Raw genomic sequence first — 15,760 nt, 5'->3', positions numbered from 1 at the left:
TCCCTCAGGAGTCTTCGCCTTTTGCTCCAATCCACAGCTATGGTATCCATAAACTAACATATAAACTTTTTAACTTATTTTAAGCGTTTTTCTAGTTCTGCTTTTACTTCTTCGAAACCAGGTTTGCCTAGAAGGGCGAACATGTTTACTTTGTATGCTTCCACTCCAGGTTGGTCAAATGGGTTTACTCCAAGAAGGTATCCGCTCATAGCGCATGCTTTTTCAAAGAAGTAGACAAGGTATCCAAAAGTATATGCGTCCATTGCAGGAATGTTAACGACAAGGTTCGGTACTCCACCATCTGTGTGCGCAAGAAGGGTTCCTTCGTAAGCTTTTGTGTTTACAAAATCCACTGTTTCTCCTGCAAGATAGTTCAGCCCATCCAAATCAGCCGCTTCCTCTTCTACTGTCAACTCATGGCGTGGGTTGTCCACTTTAATAATTGTTTCAAAAAGATCACGACGTCCTTCTTGAACATATTGTCCCATGGAATGAAGGTCTGTAGAGAAGTTTGCAGACGCTGGGAAGATTCCCTTTTGGTCTTTCCCTTCACTTTCACCGAATAATTGCTTCCACCATTCGGAGAAGTATTGAAGTCCTGGTTCATAGTTGATCAGCATTTCAATCGTTTTTCCTTTGTTGTAAAGGACATTACGAACAGCTGCATATTGATAAGCTGGGTTTTCATCCAACTCCGATGTCGAGAAGTCACGGCTTGCATCTGCAGCACCTTTCATCATTGCTTCGATATCTGCTCCTGATACCGCAATAGGCAATAATCCTACTGCTGTAAGGACAGAATAGCGTCCACCTACATCATCTGGAATGATAAAGGACTCATATCCTTCTTCAGTAGCAAGTGTTTTTAAAGCTCCACGTGCTTTGTCTGTGGTAGCATAGATACGTTTTCGAGCTTCTTCTTTTCCGTATTTTTCTTCTAAGATTTTACGGAAGATACGGAATGCCAATGCTGGTTCAGTTGTCGTACCAGATTTGGATATCACATTAATAGAGAAATCTTTTCCTTCTAGCAGGTCCATTAGATCTCGCATATAAGTAGAACTAATGTTATTCCCGACAAACACAACCTGTGGAGTTTTACGTTGCTCCTTTGTTAATGCGTTATAGAAAGAATGATTTAGCATTTCAAGAGCTGCTCGTGCACCAAGGTATGAACCGCCGATACCTACTACTAACAAAATGTCTGAGTCATTTTTGATTTTTTCTGCACTTTTTACAATTCGTGCGAACTCTTCTTTGTCATAATCTGTCGGCAGGTCAATCCAACCTAGGTAGTCATTTCCCGCTCCTGTTTTTTCATGTAATGAATGATGGGCAACCTTTACCGCATCACGTAAGTATGTAATTTCATGTTCGCCAAAAAAAGATAACGCCTTTTTATAATCAAAGCGAATATGTGTCATATATAATAACCTCCAAAAAACATATTTGCATGCCAATTTTCACTTTACATAATACTGTCCGATATTTCAAGGATTCCTCCGCCCTGTAAGCGAATACAACAAAAAATATTATTTCCTTTTGCTTACTCTCACAAGAAAACGGCTATACATAGTGTATAACCGCTCTCCATTTTCACTTTGTCTTTACCATCAAGTCGGTTCGACTTCCACTTCTTCTTTTTCCTTTTTTGCCACGACAATGCGTATATATTCCCGTGGTTTAAATGGTTGGATGACATTCGAGCTTTCCTGTTGATTAGACCCAATGAGCACTATGGAAGAATTCCCATTGTAATAATGGTCCACATAATCTCTTTTTTGCTCAACACTCAACCACCATGCACCAGCAAATAAAGTAGAAAATATGGATAATGCAACAGCTGCTTTTCTTTTCACCATATCTACCACCACCTACGACTAGGATGGCTAAAATATCGACATTTTATGCAATAAAAAAAATTTTTTTTAAGGGCGTTTTGACTAGTTTCTATCATATTTAATATGCAGGACAAAATCGGTCCATACTAACAAACAGTAAGGATGCAAGCGGTTATGATTTAGTATATAATTTGATTTAGTAATTTTTCTTTACAAATAATTATTCCTTTTTACATGCAACAAGGCAGGTACCAAACCGTTAAGGTGACATTACCTTAGAAAAAATGGTATTTGGCGTTGTTTTCTTATGTTTAGAAGGGAATACTATTATTTATAGAAGAAACAGAGGAGGTTTGTGTCTTGTCACTGATTCATTTAGTGATTCTATCGCCTTTTTTGTTGGCGATTCTTGTGCCTTTTGCGCATAAGTACTTTAAAAGCATACATACTGGGTGGTTTGTACTCGTCTTGCCACTCGTTTTGTTCATTTACTTTCTCCAATTCTTAAGCACCACCATGAACGGGGAAACGTACACAAGCACCATGAAATGGATTCCTTCCATTGGGATAGATTTTATTGTTTATTTAGATGGACTAGGTTTGCTTTTTGCTCTGTTAATCACAGGTATTGGCGCCATGGTCGTTTTATATTCAATTTATTATCTTTCCAAAGAAAAAGAAGCGCTAAATACGTTTTATGTTTATTTACTCATGTTTATGGGTGCGATGCTAGGTGTTGTTCTCTCTGACAACCTACTTGTTATGTATTCTTTCTGGGAATTGACTAGTATTTCTTCCTTCCTGCTGATCAGTTATTGGTACCATCGTGAGAAATCTCGCTATGGTGCACAGAAGTCGATGTTGATCACAGTGTTTGGTGGACTAGCAATGCTTGCTGGAATCATCCTCTTATACTTAATTACTGGCACGTTCAGCATTCGAGAAAACATCGCGAATGTGGATCTTATCACTAGTCATGAATTATTTGTACCGGCTCTTCTTTTGTTCTTGCTTGGTGCCTTCACGAAATCAGCACAATTTCCATTCCATATTTGGTTACCGGACGCAATGGAAGCACCAACACCTGTCAGTGCATATCTTCATTCTGCTACCATGGTTAAGGCAGGTATTTATCTTGTAGCACGTATGAGTCCTGTCTTTGCAGGTGCACCAGAATGGTTCTGGCTTGTATCTGGATTCGGGATAGCCACATTATTCTGGGGTTCATTCTCAGCAGTTAAACAGACGGATTTAAAATCAATATTGGCATTCTCTACTGTCAGTCAGCTAGGATTGATTATGTCCTTGCTTGGAGTAGGAAGTGCAGCAGCATATTATGACTACATTGGGGAAAATGCTTATACAATTGCAACCCTTGCAGCAGTGTTCCACCTAATTAACCATGCAACCTTTAAAGGAAGCCTTTTCATGGTTGTGGGAATTGTCGATCACGAAACAGGCACCAGGGATATTAGAAAGCTCGGCGGTCTGATGAATCTGATGCCGATTACTTTTACCCTGGCTATAATTGGAGCATTCTCTATGGCTGGTTTACCCCCTTTTAACGGATTTCTGAGTAAAGAGATGTTCTTTACAGGCATGTTGCAGGCATCGGAAATCAGTGCTTGGAATATGGAAACGCTCGGTTTGGTTTTTCCGGTACTAGCTTGGATTGCAAGTGTATTCACATTTATTTATAGCATGATTTTAGTTTTCAAAACTTTTACAGGAAAGTACCAGCCTGAAAAGCTAGACATAAAACCGCATGAAGCACCGATTGGCATGCTTATTCCACCAATCATCTTGGCTTCTTTAGTTGTTATCTTCGGTTTCTTCCCTATGTTACTAAAAGGGGTAATCGAACCTGCATTATATTCCATCCTTCCATCAAATGTTTTATCGGTGGAAGTAAAAATTTATCATTGGCATGGCTTTAATACAGAACTGTTTATGACGATCGGAGTCATTCTTGTAGGGGTTCTTCTCTACCTTACCGTTGCGAAGTGGGGGAAAATCTACGAGTGGTTTCCACAGAGACTTACACTTAACAAATTGTATGACGGTGGGTTAGTAGCATTAGATAGGGGTGCTTCAGCATTTACTAAATCGCACATGACCGGTTTTATCCGTGACTACCTTGTGATGATTTTCGGTTTCATGATTGTATTGTTGGGAGTTCTTCTATTTACCACCGATGCATTTAATGTGAATCTAACTAATGTAGCCCCTGCTGGAATTTATGAAGTGATCTTAGCTCTTGTGATGGTCATTTCAGCAGTTACCATCCTGTTTGTTAAATCAAGACTAGCGGCTATCATTGCGCTCGGTGCAGTTGGCTATTCCATATCTCTGTTTTTCGTTTTGTTTAGAGCACCTGATTTGGCATTAACGCAGTTAATTGTCGAAACAGTTTCGGTAGCACTGTTCTTATTATGTTTTTATCACCTTCCAGAGCTATCAAAGAAAATGGACAGACTTCGCTTTAAAGTGACAAATTTCATTATATCTCTAGGTGTTGGTCTTGTTGTCATCTTTATCGGTCTTTCCGTTAATAGCTCAAAGCTGTTTGAGTCCATTTCTAGTTATTTTGAGGCGGCTTCCTATAAAGAGGCTGGTGGAAAGAACATGGTAAACGTAATACTGGTTGATTTCCGTGGCTTTGATACTTTATTTGAAATTGCAGTACTTACCATAGCTGCTTTTGGTATTTACGCCATGATAAAGCTAAGACTGACAGATAAGAAGGGAGGAGTAAAAGGTGAAAGTAAATGATTTGATTTTACAAACCACTACTACCCTTTTAACGTTTATCATCGTAATCTTCTCTGTCTATCTATTTTTTGCCGGACATTACACTCCGGGTGGAGGGTTTATTGGAGGGCTGATGACATCAGCTGCTCTAGTGCTGCTTTTACTAGCTTTTGATAAAAAAACAGTACAAAATGCACTCCCTTTCAACTATCTTTCTATTGCAGCAGCGGGATTGATGATATCCATCATCACAGGGGTCATTGCTCTTTTCTTTGATGTACCTTTTTTAACACATACCTTTGGATATGTAGAGTTGCCTTTGCTAGGGGAAACTGCATTAACTTCTACTTTACCATTTGATTTGGGTGTTTATTTAGTAGTAGTAGGTGTTGCAATGACCATTATTCAAACGATAGGAGAGAGTGAATAATGGAGATTATTATGACAATTGTAGCGGGTGTACTAATTGCAACCGCTACTTACCTAATGTTATCCCGAAGTATTTTAAGAATTATTATTGGAACAGCACTATTATCCCACGGAGCCCATTTGTTGTTATTGACCATGGGGGGATTAAAAAGAGGGGCTGCACCTTTACTTGGCCAAGAAGCAGATGCTTATACAGATCCGTTACCACAAGCGCTAATTTTGACGGCAATCGTTATTGCATTTGGTGTCACTTCCTTCTTATTAGTTCTTGCTTATAGAGCTTACCAGGAACTAAAAACCGATGATATGGATCAATTAAGGGGAAATGAAAATCATGAATAACTTAGTTATATTACCGATACTGATCCCTTTAATAACAGCAACACTATTATTGCTTATACCTAAAAACATTAAGCTTCAAAAAGTGATCAGTGTCATTTCGTTAACGGCTACAACCATTGCATCAATGATTCTTGTCCATAATGTATATATAAACGGCATTCAAACTTTGGAAATAGGAAGTTGGAGGCCGCCCTTTGGAATCGTGTTAGTAGCCGACATGTTTGCCGCCCTGCTTGTGTTAACTGGTGTAATTGTGAGTTTCACTTGTGTCCTGTTCTCTTTTCGTAACATTGGGAAGGACAGAGAAAACTTCTTCTACTATGCTTTTACACAATTCTTAATTACAGGGGTTATGGGAGCATTCCTTACAGGCGACCTGTTCAACCTGTTCGTATTTTTTGAGGTAATGCTAATGTCCTCCTATGCATTGATTGTACTTGGAGGAACTAAAATTCAGTTAAGAGAGTCTATCAAGTATCTGTTGGTTAACATTATATCCTCAGCTTTATTCGTTATAGCTTTAGCGTATTTGTACGGATTAGTAGGTACGCTGAATATGGCAGATGTTTCGAGTAAGATCGCTCAATCTGGTCAAACGGACATTGTTACAATAGTGGCCATTCTTTTCTTAATCGTATTCGGGTTAAAAGGTGGGATTTTCCCGTTATATTTCTGGTTGCCTGGTTCCTATCAAGCTCCACCGTACGCGATTACTGCCATTTTTGGTGCACTATTAACAAAAGTCGGTGTGTATTCTATCTATAGAATATTCACATTGATTTTTTATCACGAACCACAAATCACTCATCAAATTATAGGCGCATTGGCCATCATCACCATTCTTATCGGTGCTATCGGCGCAATCGCCTACTGGGACGTTAAGAAGATACTGATTTACAATATTGTAACAGCGGTTGGGGTAATCATGTATGGGATCTCCATCGCTACAGAAACAGGTTATGCAGGTGGAATTTATTACCTTGTTCACGATATGGTGATTAAAGGTGCTCTATTTCTACTAGCGGGAGCAATGTTCACCATCACAGGAACAGATAATATTAAAAAAATGGGTGGCTTAATCAAGCGTCATCCCCTGTTAGGATGGATGTTCTTTACAGCATGCCTAGCACTTGCCGGCATTCCGCCACTAAGTGGATTCGTCGGAAAGATCTTACTAGCTCAAGGCGGTTTAGAACAGGAACATTATATTTTCGTAGGAGTCATGCTTTTCAGTAGTTTGCTGGTGTTGTATTCCGTTATGAAAATATTTATGAATTGTTTCTTTAGGGAAGAAGTGTTAAGTCAAAAAGAAGAAAAAGGTACAACCAAGGGCCTTGTTTATCCTTCGGTTATTTTAATCGCACTCTCTGCTTTCCTTGGTTTAGGAGCAGAATTCGTATACCCATACGTTTTTGAGGCGGCAGAAACATTGATGGATCCATCCATCTATATCCAAGCAGTTTTAAAGGAGTAGTTTCTCATGGCTTTTCAAATTTTGATAAATGTAGTAATTGCATTCAGTTGGATGTTTCTTAAAAACCAATGGGCCTTCCCCGACTTCATCATTGGATACTTTTGGGGGCTTGTTATCTTATTTTTAATGAGAAAGTTTCTTCCCGGCCGGTTTTATTTTGAACGGGTGCTTGCAGCCGGAAGACTATTTTTCCTATTTTTACGTGAGCTCGTTCTTGCAAACGTACAAGTAATTCGCGATATTCTGCGCCCTAAACTAAAAATTGAACCTGGCATTTTTGCCATGCCGACAGAACTTAAAAGTGATTGGGAAATTACATTACTTTCCCTTTTAATTACTTTAACTCCAGGTACATTGGTAATGGATATTTCTGATGACAATAAAATTCTTTATATCCATGCAATGAATATTCCAGATGTAGACCAAGCAATAGCAGAGATAAAAAACACCTTTGAAAAAGCTATTATGGAGGTGACCCGATAAATGATTGAAAGTACGTTTGACTTATTACTATCTATCAGCTTAATAATCCTTTCCATCGCAACTTTAGGACTTGTATATCGGGTTATTAAAGGTCCTTCCGTGCCGGACCGTGTAATGGCATTAGATTCTATTGGAATCAATCTGATTGCCATTACAGCCATTACGTCTATCATGTTAAGGACAGATGCCTTCTTAGAAGTCATACTATTAATCGGGGTCATTGCTTTTGTAGGTACGGTCGCATTTTCTAAATTTCTGCAAAAAGGAGAGATAATTGAGTATGACAGAGACAATTAACATATTTATTGGCCTTGTCGTACTGCTAGGTTCTCTTCTTAGCTTAGTAACGACCATTGGCTTAATTAGACTCCCGGATGTATATACACGCAGTCACGCAGCATCCAAGAGCGCTACACTTGGTGTCTTGTTAATTCTAATTGGGGCTTTACTATATTTCTGGTTTGCAGACAATTATTTCAGTGCACGCTTGGTACTTGGAATAGTGTTTGTTTTTATTACAGCACCTGTTGCAGGACATCTCATATCAAGAGCAGCCTATTATACTAGAGTTCCACTCTGGGAAAAGACAGTTCAGGATGATTTAGAAACAAAAGAACGGCCTAAAACAAAGAAAGAAGTAGAAAAAAGACAAAAAGTCCATACTGAAGCATAAGCAAAAAAACTGGCAAAACCGTATCGGTTCTGCCAGTTTTTTTATAGGGATGCTTTCAAGATAGAAGTGACATCTTCATGTGAAAGTGATTTAAAGTTCCCCACTGCACCTCGTGACATAACATGCTCAGCCATTTTGTCAATGTTCTTACCATCAATATCATAATCGGCTAATCTTGTAGGAGCTCCAAGGCTTGACCAGAATTCGCGTAGTCTGCGAATACCCTCTAAAGCTATTTCCTTGTCAGATGAGCCATTGTCTTGCACGCCAAACACTCTAACAGCCAACTGCTTAAATCGGCCAAGATTTGCATCCATTACATGCTCCATCCAATTTGGAAACAGAATCGCCAATCCACCTGCATGCGGAATATCATAGATGGCAGAAACAGCATGCTCAATGCCATGAGTTGCCCAATCTCCACGATAGCCCATCTGTAGCATACCATTAAGCGCGATGGTTCCATTGAACAGTATCGTTTCGCGGTGTTCATAGCTTTCCAGATCTTCTAAAAGCTTGGGAGCCGTTTCCATCACGGTAGTTAGAACCGCCTCACACATACGATCTTGCAGTGGTGTATTGGTTGTCTGATGAAAATACTGCTCTAACACATGTGACATCATGTCAACAATACCATAAACAGTGTGATCTTTTGGAACAGTAAATGTATTAACTGGGTCTAGAATAGAAAACTTCGGGAATGTCACAGGACTGCCCCAACCATATTTCTCATTCGTTTCCCAATTTGTAATAACAGAGCCTGCATTCATCTCAGAGCCTGTTGCAGCAAGAGTCAATACTGTTCCAAAAGGCAGAGCTTCTGTAGCAATATGTTTTCTAAGTACAATATCCCACACATCTCCATCATACTTGGCACCTGCAGCGATTGCTTTCGTACAATCAATTACACTTCCTCCGCCGACTGCTAAAAGGAAATCAATTTGATTTTCTTTACAAAGCTCGATACCTTTTCTGACTGTGGATAATCTAGGGTTAGGTTCCACACCCGCAAGCTCCGTTATTGTTGCACCTGCTTTATGTAACGTATTTATCACATTATCGTAAAGCCCGCTTCTTTTAATGCTTCCTCCACCATAAACAAGGAGAACATTCTTGCCGTATGCCTCCATTTCTTGCGGCAATGTTTCAAGTTGCCCTTTCCCAAATAGTAGCTTTGTCGGATTATAAAAAGTAAAATTTTCCATTACTATTACCTCCCTTTTGTCATGATTATGGATGATTTTTTCATTGCTTGCAATGATTTAGCTTCAAGCCCGTGATTGCCCACTGTTATCATGCTACAACAAAAAAATTTTATAAATGAATAATTTTCGTTCAGTTACAAAATATATGAGGGAAAGCACTTATATTCTCAAGGAGGGAATGTTATGAGTACTATTCAACGTATTGCACTAGTATTGACTATTGTCGGAGCTATTAACTGGGGATTGATCGGATTCTTCCAATTCGATCTAGTAGCAGCAATCTTTGGTGGCCAAAGCGCAGCCTTATCCCGTATTATATACGGTCTAGTTGGAATTGCCGGACTAATCAACCTAGGGCTTCTTTTTGTGCCATCTGAGCAGCATGAAAGTGAAGTTGAACCAAGACCAACTCGATAAACCCACAAAAACCGCCTCTTAAGCAGTGGCGGTTTTCATTTTTGTGGCTTAGATAAGGAGGATTGTTACTTTTATGAGGCTGATTGTAACTAATTTGCTGGGTATTGTAACTAATTCGGCTTTGATTGTGACTTTTTTATGGGTTATTGTGATATTTCGGAAATCGTAGTAATTGGACATCACAAAAATAACCGATAGTTGATTGGTTAAACACCGCTGTTACTTTCCGCAAATGGCTTCGCTTTCCGCGGGACGGTGCTTGAGCCTCCTCGCTGCGCTGTGGGGTCTCAAGCTACCGTTACTCCCCCGCTGGAGTCTCCACCATTTGCTCCAATCCACAGCTAAAAATTCCTTAAATCATATGTTAATGCTATTTCATTTAACTCGGTCAGATTTCTTTTCCAATACCCTTCATTGAATGAAGCCACTTTGTTGATTGGAGTGGAAGGCGCGCAGACGCCCGCGGGAGGAAGGGACAGGTGAGACCCCGGAGGCGCAGCCGAGGAGGCTCACGGACCGCCCGCAGGCAAGCGAAGCGCCTGGAACGGAAATCAACCGTATTACCTCCATTTAATCAGCATTAAAAAAAGACACCCCTCACAGGATGTCTCTCTCACTTAACCAAGATTACTTCTTGATTAGGTCGTTACGGTTAGATTGCTCGATCCACTCTTCTAATTTGTCTTTTAATGTGTTGAAACCGCCAGGAGCCGCTTCTGTGTGGTTTTTCACTACAGTAGCTTGACGCTTCTTAGGTTTTTTTGGTGCAGCTGCTGGAGCTTCAGCAGGAGCTTCTTGAGTAGCTTTGATAGACAAGCTGATTTTGTTAGACTTTTCGTCAACAGAAAGAACCTTTACTTGAACCTCATCGCCCATTTTCAAATGTTCGTTTACATCTTTCACATAACCGTGCGTAATTTCAGAAATATGAACAAGACCTTGAGTTTCTTCGTCAAGCGCAACGAACGCTCCGTAAGGTTGAATACCTGTTACTTTACCAGTTAATACACTTCCAATTTCGAATTTATCAGACATGAAAACACTCCTAAATAATTTAATTTTTATACACATTGAACGCAATAAAAGATTATACCACAAATTCGATACTTAATCAAAAATACTTTTCTTGATAGTTGGAGTCCTCAGTATTATTTGTGCATTTGGTCACTAATATCCTTTGAATGTAGAAAATAACCTTTTGTTCATGAATTACGCAGAATAATTATAAACTAATGTTGAAAGAGTAAAAATATGTTCAAACTTTCTCTAGATTAAACATGGTATGATAAAAGTAAGAAATTGCTTACATTGGAGGTAATCGGAATGAGAAATATTGGGGAAAACATCCGTTTTTATCGGGAACGAGCAAAAATGTCCGCTGCCGAACTTGCTCTCAAGATTCGTGTCGGAACCGGCACCATTGAAAAGTATGAAGCTGGCTTACAAACACCCGACATGCAAACCATCTTAAAAATTTCTACGGTTTTAGATGTACCTGCTTCTGAACTACTAGAATCCTTTACTTCCAAAAATCCAACAGGTCTAGATCCAGAACTAGAAGAACTAATTAAAGAGGTAGGGGTTAAAAGAGCTAAGTTAATTCTCAGAAAAGCCAAAGATTTTTCAGATGAAGACTTCTTAAATGTAATGCAAGTATTGTATGAAAAAAAATATAGCACTCAATAAAGAATTTTCTAAAAATCAGGTTTTAAAAATAATCTAGATGGGAATACTTATACCATCAAGGCTTTCTAGTATTCCCCCTTTTGTTAGGACCAAGTCCACGTTGGACTTGGTCCCTTTTTTTGTACTAGCGATACTCTTTTACAAATCGCTCCATCCTTTTAATCGCTTCTTGTAGCTGTTCCAAAGACGATGCGTAAGAGCACCTAACATATCCTTCCCCGCTTTTTCCAAAGACATTTCCAGGTACCACTGCCACTTTTTCCTCTAACAGCAGTCTTTCTGCGAATTCCTGTGAGCTAAGTCCAGTATGCTTGACAGATGGAAAAGCATAAAATGCACCCCCAGGATTGTGACAATCGAGTCCTATCTCATTTAGAGAAGACACAAAATAATTGCGCCGTCTACGATAACTCTTTTTCATTGCTTCAATATCCTGACGACCATTTCTTAACGCTTCAATGGCGCCATATTGTGCCATAGTAGAAGCACACATCATCGCATACTGATGAATTTTCAACATGGCTTCAATAATGTCGGTGGGACCCGCTACAAAACCTAATCGCCAACCCGTCATTGCAAAGCCTTTGGAGAAACCTGATATTAAAATGGTACGTTCCTTCATTCGGGGAAGAGTGGCAAAGCTGGTAAACTTCTCATCAAAGCTTAACTCGGCATAAATTTCATCTGATATAACGAGCAAATCATGTTTTTCAACAAGTTGACTTACTTTCATGAGTTCGTCTTTTGAAAGCATTGTACCAGTCGGGTTGTTAGGGAAACAAAGAAGTATTGCCTTCGTTCTGTCTGTAATGGACTGTTCTAATTCATGAAAGTCAATACTGAACCCTTTCTCTGCATCTGCACCTACTCTAACGGCAGTGCCACCAACCAATTCAATGAGGGGAGCATAGGAAACGAAACACGGTTCAATCACCATCACTTCATCACCAGGGTCAACAATTGCGCGTATCGCTAGATCCAACGCCTGACTTGCTCCCACTGTGACAATTACGTCCGTTTCAGCTCTATACTCTACTTCAAATTGCTCGACTAAATAACGGCTGATTTCTTTTCTTAATTCCAGCAATCCTGCATTTGCTGTATAGGATGTATGTCCATTATGTAAAGAAGCAATGCAGGCTTCCCTCACTCCCCACGATGTTACGAAATCTGGTTCGCCCACTCCTAAGGAGATAACACCTTCCATATTCGCAGCTAAATCGAAAAATCGACGAATCCCAGAAGGCTGAAGGTTTTGAACATGTTTTGCGACTCTGGTTTTCATGGGGACACCACAATTCGACGATCATCTTCTCCCTGATCAAAGATCGTTCCATCATGTTTATATTTTTTTAAGATGAAGTGGGTAGTCGTTGAGATAACCGAATCTAAGGTAGAAAGTTTTTCAGAAACAAAATTCGCAACCTGAGAAAGTGACTTCCCTTCTATTACGACTGATAAATCATATGCCCCTGACATTAAATAAACTGATTTAACTTCTGGAAACCGATAAATATTTTTTGCTATTTCATCGAAACCGACCTCACGCTTTGGTGTCACTTTCACGTCAATCATCGCCGTCACGCCTTCAAAATTGTCGACTTTGCGCCAATCAATCACTGCTCCGTACTCCACGATGACTCGTTTTTCTTCCAACCTTTTCAACATACTATCTGTTTCTTCTTCTGTTAGTTCCACCATTTTCGAAAGTACATCTATATTGATCCTTCCGTTTTCTTCAATGATTTGAAGCAAATCCAATTCTTTTTCTGTTAATTGCATACGCTTTGGCCATCTCCTTCATATAAACATTGACTCATTATAGCAAATATTCCGCCTAAATGTATTACGATTATTTTACAGAACATATTCAAGAAAATACAAAGGTTTGAAATAGCAATGAGAGGATAAAATACCTATAACAATTCAAACCAGGAGTGACAGAGATGAAGACCAATCAATTTACGACCAATATTGGGGGGATCAATGTGTTTTATGAGTTTCACCATGACTCTAAATCTCCCTTTACCAATAAACCAACACTTGTCCTTATCCACGGGTTTCTTTCTTCTTCTTTCAGCTTTCGCCGCTTAATACCATTGCTAACAAAAGAATACACGGTTCTCGCTATTGATTTACCGCCATTTGGGAAAAGTGGAAAATCCAAAACATTCGTGTATTCCTATGAAAACATGGCAAAAGTCGTAATCTCCCTTCTTGATAAGTTAGGGATCAAACGCACTGTTTTAATTGGACATTCAATGGGTGGACAGATATCCTTGAACATTAGTAATCAGAAACCTGAACTCGTTGAAAAAGTGGTCCTGTTGTGTAGCTCAGGTTATTTAAAAAGAATGCGCAGGTCCATCATTTACTCATCACGCATTCCATACTTCTATGTATGGTTAAAATATTGGCTGGCAAGACAGGGCCCTATCCAAAATTTATTGAACGTGGTTTATGATCATTCATTAATTGATGACGAGATGATCGCGGGATATACAGAACCTTTTTATGATGACCAAATTTTTGTGGCATTAACGAGAATGATCCGCGATCGGGAAGGCGATCTTGCTGCCGAGATATTAAGAAAGATCGAAACACCAAGCCTATTGATTTGGGGGGAAGAGGATAAAGTGGTTCCTCTTGAGGTCGGAAAGAGGCTTCATAAAGACTTGCCGAACTCCCGGTTAATCACTTATAAAAAAACAGGTCACCTACTTCCAGAGGAAAAGCCGCAAGATGTGCATGATAACATTTTAGACTTTCTGCAAACCTCTCCATAATAAAAAGAGAAAAGCTCTCACCAGCTTTTCTCCTTTTTATGAGGAAGCTTATTTTCATGACAATTAAGAATCAAAGGCTTATTATAAAGAACAAGAATCCTCTTCGTTTTTTATGACCATGAGCTCTAGCGCCTTTGCTTTGCATTTGGATAGGGGGATAAACTCCTCAAAAGAAAATTCATAAATATCTTGGATTTTTTTTGCTAATATTTCTGTATCGTCAAGTTCATGCACTGCTTGAACAACATCCACACATTCCGTTTCATAGGCATCAACACCATAGCCTAGTGGATCCCATTGCAATAAGTTTTCCATTAATCGAACATTCACACTTGCTTTTAACATGATACTTCCACCTTGCTTTCAACAACATTTACTGCATATTATACCTTGTTTTTTGGAAATTGTTTAGTAGACTCAGATCGAATTGATTGGAGGCGATGAACATCTATGAAAACCTATGATTTCAACGAACACATCAGCAGAAAAAATACTTCGAGTATCAAATGGGATGAAACAGCTCGCGTTTTTGGAAGTAGTGATGTATTGCCCATGTGGGTGGCTGACATGGACTTTCAGGCACCAAAAGAGGTAACCCAAGCAATTATGGATAAGGCACAACATGGAATTTACGGGTACACTTCCATTTCCCCATCTGTCCACGATGCCGTTGTAAGCTGGTTTCAAAAACAACACAACTGGAAGCTTAAACAAGAATGGCTCACCTATATTTCAGGTGTGGTTCCAGCATTGAGCGCGACCATCCAAACCTTTTCAAACCCAGGGGACAAGGTTATCGTTTTTTCTCCTGTCTATTATCCTTTTTATGACATGGTTACAAATAATGATCGGAAATTAATAACTAGTCCTATGGAATATAGAGATGGCCGGTATCATATGGACCTTCAACATTTCGAAGAACAACTAGATAGCGATGTAAAGCTTCTTTTATTATGCAATCCTCATAACCCAGGTGGCACAGTCTGGTCTCGGATGGAATTAGAGAAGCTTGGCAAGATTTGTGTTAAGCACCAAGTGATCATCGTTTCCGATGACATACATGCTGATCTAGCATTCAATAATCACACGTATTATCCCATTGCATCTATTTCTGAGGACATTGCTACGCAGACCGTTACTTGTATTTCACCGACCAAGACTTTCAACATAGCTGGATTACAGGCTGCTGCAATGGTCACTGCAAACCAATCGCTCCGTGAAGAATTGGAATTTTTCTTAAAAAGGCAGGGCCATTTCTTGTTGAACATGCTAGGTGTCTCTGCAATGGAAGCAGCTTACAGGCATGGGAAGCCGTGGCTTGACGAAGTGTTGCATTATATAGAAGCCAACATGGATTACGCAGTGGACTATATTCATAAAGAGATTCCTAATGTATCCGCAAGCAAGCCGGACGGGACCTACTTGCTCTGGATTGATTGCAGCAACCTAAGATTAGGAGAGGAAGAACTCAAGCGCCGTCTCCTTCATAAAGGAAAGCTTGCCCTTGAGTCCGGAAGCAAGTTCGGCAAAGAAGGAAACGGCTTTCTTCGCATGAATGTAGCCTGCACAAGAGCAACCTTACAAGAAGGCCTTCTAAGACTAAAAACTGCCCTGAGTTAAGAGGATAAAAATAAGAAGAAAACCTAGGTGGTGATTGTGGCAAAAGGCGAAGA

Annotated in this window: 18 protein-coding genes; 11 read left to right on the top strand and 7 right to left on the bottom strand. The window is 39.6% G+C overall.

Annotation, left to right across the window (positions count from 1 at the left end; translation table 11 throughout):
- Nucleotides 1–74: 74 nt before the first annotated feature.
- Both FZC76_RS16595 and FZC76_RS16590 read right to left on the bottom strand, forming a co-directional pair.
- Nucleotides 75–1,424: a glucose-6-phosphate isomerase gene (locus FZC76_RS16595; RefSeq protein ID WP_148989286.1), complete on the bottom strand. Its 1,350-nt coding sequence runs from the start codon at nucleotides 1,422–1,424 to the stop codon at nucleotides 75–77.
- A gap of 189 nt (nucleotides 1,425–1,613) precedes the next feature.
- A complete protein-coding gene (locus FZC76_RS16590; RefSeq protein WP_148989285.1) occupies nucleotides 1,614–1,862 on the bottom strand; it encodes a hypothetical protein in 249 nt (82 codons plus the stop codon).
- A 339-nt stretch (nucleotides 1,863–2,201) separates the two neighbouring features.
- Here FZC76_RS16590 and FZC76_RS16585 point away from each other — a divergent pair, with 339 nt between their 5' ends.
- The 7 genes from FZC76_RS16585 to mnhG are packed head-to-tail and all read left to right on the top strand — an operon-like array spanning nucleotide 2,202 to nucleotide 7,993.
- A complete protein-coding gene (locus FZC76_RS16585; protein WP_148989284.1) occupies nucleotides 2,202–4,613 on the top strand; it encodes a Na+/H+ antiporter subunit A in 2,412 nt (803 codons plus the stop codon).
- A complete protein-coding gene (locus FZC76_RS16580) occupies nucleotides 4,600–5,022 on the top strand; it encodes a Na(+)/H(+) antiporter subunit B (protein WP_148989283.1) in 423 nt (140 codons plus the stop codon). The genes FZC76_RS16585 and FZC76_RS16580 overlap by 14 nt, the downstream gene beginning before the upstream one ends.
- A complete protein-coding gene (locus FZC76_RS16575; RefSeq protein ID WP_060665572.1) occupies nucleotides 5,022–5,363 on the top strand; it encodes a Na(+)/H(+) antiporter subunit C in 342 nt (113 codons plus the stop codon). The genes FZC76_RS16580 and FZC76_RS16575 overlap by 1 nt, the downstream gene beginning before the upstream one ends.
- A complete protein-coding gene (locus FZC76_RS16570; RefSeq protein WP_148989282.1) occupies nucleotides 5,356–6,837 on the top strand; it encodes a Na+/H+ antiporter subunit D in 1,482 nt (493 codons plus the stop codon). The genes FZC76_RS16575 and FZC76_RS16570 overlap by 8 nt, the downstream gene beginning before the upstream one ends.
- Nucleotides 6,838–6,843: 6 nt before the next feature.
- Nucleotides 6,844–7,320 (top strand): Na+/H+ antiporter subunit E, encoded by a 477-nt coding sequence (locus FZC76_RS16565; protein WP_148989281.1) that lies wholly within the window; start codon nucleotides 6,844–6,846, stop codon nucleotides 7,318–7,320.
- Entirely contained in the window at nucleotides 7,321–7,617 is a 297-nt protein-coding gene (locus FZC76_RS16560; RefSeq protein WP_148989280.1) for a Na(+)/H(+) antiporter subunit F1, read from the top strand.
- Nucleotides 7,601–7,993: a monovalent cation/H(+) antiporter subunit G gene (gene mnhG, locus FZC76_RS16555; RefSeq protein ID WP_148989279.1), complete on the top strand. Its 393-nt coding sequence runs from the start codon at nucleotides 7,601–7,603 to the stop codon at nucleotides 7,991–7,993. Before FZC76_RS16560 ends, mnhG begins: the two co-directional genes overlap by 17 nt.
- Before the next feature lie 41 nt (nucleotides 7,994–8,034).
- On the opposite strand, the gene FZC76_RS16550 is transcribed toward mnhG, so the two are convergent.
- On the bottom strand, nucleotides 8,035–9,198 hold the full coding sequence (locus tag FZC76_RS16550; protein ID WP_148989278.1) for an iron-containing alcohol dehydrogenase: 1,164 nt from the start codon (nucleotides 9,196–9,198) through the stop codon (nucleotides 8,035–8,037).
- A gap of 183 nt (nucleotides 9,199–9,381) precedes the next feature.
- Between FZC76_RS16550 and FZC76_RS16545 the strand changes: the two genes are divergently transcribed.
- Nucleotides 9,382–9,615 carry a DUF378 domain-containing protein gene (locus FZC76_RS16545; RefSeq protein ID WP_148989277.1) on the top strand — a complete coding sequence of 78 codons (234 nt, stop codon included), beginning with the start codon at nucleotides 9,382–9,384 and terminating at the stop codon, nucleotides 9,613–9,615.
- 627 nt (nucleotides 9,616–10,242) lie between these two features.
- Here FZC76_RS16545 and yugI read toward each other — a convergent pair.
- On the bottom strand, nucleotides 10,243–10,650 hold the full coding sequence (gene yugI, locus FZC76_RS16540) for a S1 domain-containing post-transcriptional regulator GSP13 (protein WP_148989276.1): 408 nt from the start codon (nucleotides 10,648–10,650) through the stop codon (nucleotides 10,243–10,245).
- Nucleotides 10,651–10,938: 288 nt separating this feature from the next.
- Between yugI and FZC76_RS16535 the strand changes: the two genes are divergently transcribed.
- On the top strand, nucleotides 10,939–11,301 hold the full coding sequence (locus tag FZC76_RS16535; protein WP_148989275.1) for a helix-turn-helix domain-containing protein: 363 nt from the start codon (nucleotides 10,939–10,941) through the stop codon (nucleotides 11,299–11,301).
- A gap of 124 nt (nucleotides 11,302–11,425) precedes the next feature.
- Here FZC76_RS16535 and FZC76_RS16530 read toward each other — a convergent pair whose 3' ends face one another.
- Together FZC76_RS16530 and FZC76_RS16525 are read right to left on the bottom strand one after the other, a co-directional pair.
- Nucleotides 11,426–12,586, bottom strand: coding sequence for an aminotransferase (locus FZC76_RS16530; protein ID WP_148989274.1), 1,161 nt, complete (start codon nucleotides 12,584–12,586; stop codon nucleotides 11,426–11,428).
- Complete coding sequence (locus tag FZC76_RS16525; protein ID WP_148989273.1) at nucleotides 12,583–13,083, bottom strand: Lrp/AsnC family transcriptional regulator; 501 nt, start codon at nucleotides 13,081–13,083, stop codon at nucleotides 12,583–12,585. The genes FZC76_RS16530 and FZC76_RS16525 overlap by 4 nt, the downstream gene beginning before the upstream one ends.
- A 164-nt stretch (nucleotides 13,084–13,247) precedes the next feature.
- Here FZC76_RS16525 and FZC76_RS16520 point away from each other — a divergent pair, with 164 nt between their 5' ends.
- The gene (locus FZC76_RS16520) at nucleotides 13,248–14,087 is read left to right on the top strand and encodes an alpha/beta fold hydrolase (protein WP_148989272.1); all 840 of its coding nucleotides are present in this window, start codon (nucleotides 13,248–13,250) and stop codon (nucleotides 14,085–14,087) included.
- An 81-nt stretch (nucleotides 14,088–14,168) separates the two neighbouring features.
- On the opposite strand, the gene FZC76_RS16515 is transcribed toward FZC76_RS16520, so the two are convergent.
- Nucleotides 14,169–14,432 carry a DUF1871 family protein gene (locus tag FZC76_RS16515; protein WP_148989271.1) on the bottom strand — a complete coding sequence of 88 codons (264 nt, stop codon included), beginning with the start codon at nucleotides 14,430–14,432 and terminating at the stop codon, nucleotides 14,169–14,171.
- Nucleotides 14,433–14,537: 105 nt separating this feature from the next.
- Between FZC76_RS16515 and FZC76_RS16510 the strand changes: the two genes are divergently transcribed.
- A complete protein-coding gene (locus tag FZC76_RS16510; RefSeq protein WP_148989270.1) occupies nucleotides 14,538–15,707 on the top strand; it encodes a MalY/PatB family protein in 1,170 nt (389 codons plus the stop codon).
- The last annotated feature ends 53 nt before the right edge of the window (nucleotides 15,708–15,760 follow it).

Source organism: Sutcliffiella horikoshii (assembly GCF_008180725.1).
Taxonomy (GTDB): domain Bacteria; phylum Bacillota; class Bacilli; order Bacillales; family Bacillaceae_I; genus Sutcliffiella_A; species Sutcliffiella_A horikoshii_B.
The sequence above is the reverse complement of the archived record's forward strand: the minus strand, read 5'-3'. Positions and strand labels throughout refer to the sequence as shown.

Excerpts from the sequence above, each read along its gene's own strand:
- FZC76_RS16595 (WP_148989286.1), bottom strand. The coding sequence starts at position 1,424 with ATGACACATATTCGCTTTGATTATAAAAAGGCGTTATCTTTTTTTGGC.
- FZC76_RS16590 (WP_148989285.1), bottom strand. The coding sequence starts at position 1,862 with ATGGTGAAAAGAAAAGCAGCTGTTGCATTATCCATATTTTCTACTTTA.
- FZC76_RS16575 (WP_060665572.1), top strand. The coding sequence starts at position 5,022 with ATGGAGATTATTATGACAATTGTAGCGGGTGTACTAATTGCAACCGCT.
- FZC76_RS16570 (WP_148989282.1), top strand. The coding sequence starts at position 5,356 with ATGAATAACTTAGTTATATTACCGATACTGATCCCTTTAATAACAGCA.
- FZC76_RS16565 (WP_148989281.1), top strand. The coding sequence starts at position 6,844 with ATGGCTTTTCAAATTTTGATAAATGTAGTAATTGCATTCAGTTGGATG.
- FZC76_RS16560 (WP_148989280.1), top strand. The coding sequence starts at position 7,321 with ATGATTGAAAGTACGTTTGACTTATTACTATCTATCAGCTTAATAATC.
- mnhG (WP_148989279.1), top strand. The coding sequence starts at position 7,601 with ATGACAGAGACAATTAACATATTTATTGGCCTTGTCGTACTGCTAGGT.
- FZC76_RS16550 (WP_148989278.1), bottom strand. The coding sequence starts at position 9,198 with ATGGAAAATTTTACTTTTTATAATCCGACAAAGCTACTATTTGGGAAA.
- FZC76_RS16545 (WP_148989277.1), top strand. The coding sequence starts at position 9,382 with ATGAGTACTATTCAACGTATTGCACTAGTATTGACTATTGTCGGAGCT.
- yugI (WP_148989276.1), bottom strand. The coding sequence starts at position 10,650 with ATGTCTGATAAATTCGAAATTGGAAGTGTATTAACTGGTAAAGTAACA.
- FZC76_RS16535 (WP_148989275.1), top strand. The coding sequence starts at position 10,939 with ATGAGAAATATTGGGGAAAACATCCGTTTTTATCGGGAACGAGCAAAA.
- FZC76_RS16530 (WP_148989274.1), bottom strand. The coding sequence starts at position 12,586 with ATGAAAACCAGAGTCGCAAAACATGTTCAAAACCTTCAGCCTTCTGGG.
- FZC76_RS16525 (WP_148989273.1), bottom strand. The coding sequence starts at position 13,083 with ATGCAATTAACAGAAAAAGAATTGGATTTGCTTCAAATCATTGAAGAA.
- FZC76_RS16520 (WP_148989272.1), top strand. The coding sequence starts at position 13,248 with ATGAAGACCAATCAATTTACGACCAATATTGGGGGGATCAATGTGTTT.
- FZC76_RS16515 (WP_148989271.1), bottom strand. The coding sequence starts at position 14,432 with ATGTTAAAAGCAAGTGTGAATGTTCGATTAATGGAAAACTTATTGCAA.
- FZC76_RS16510 (WP_148989270.1), top strand. The coding sequence starts at position 14,538 with ATGAAAACCTATGATTTCAACGAACACATCAGCAGAAAAAATACTTCG.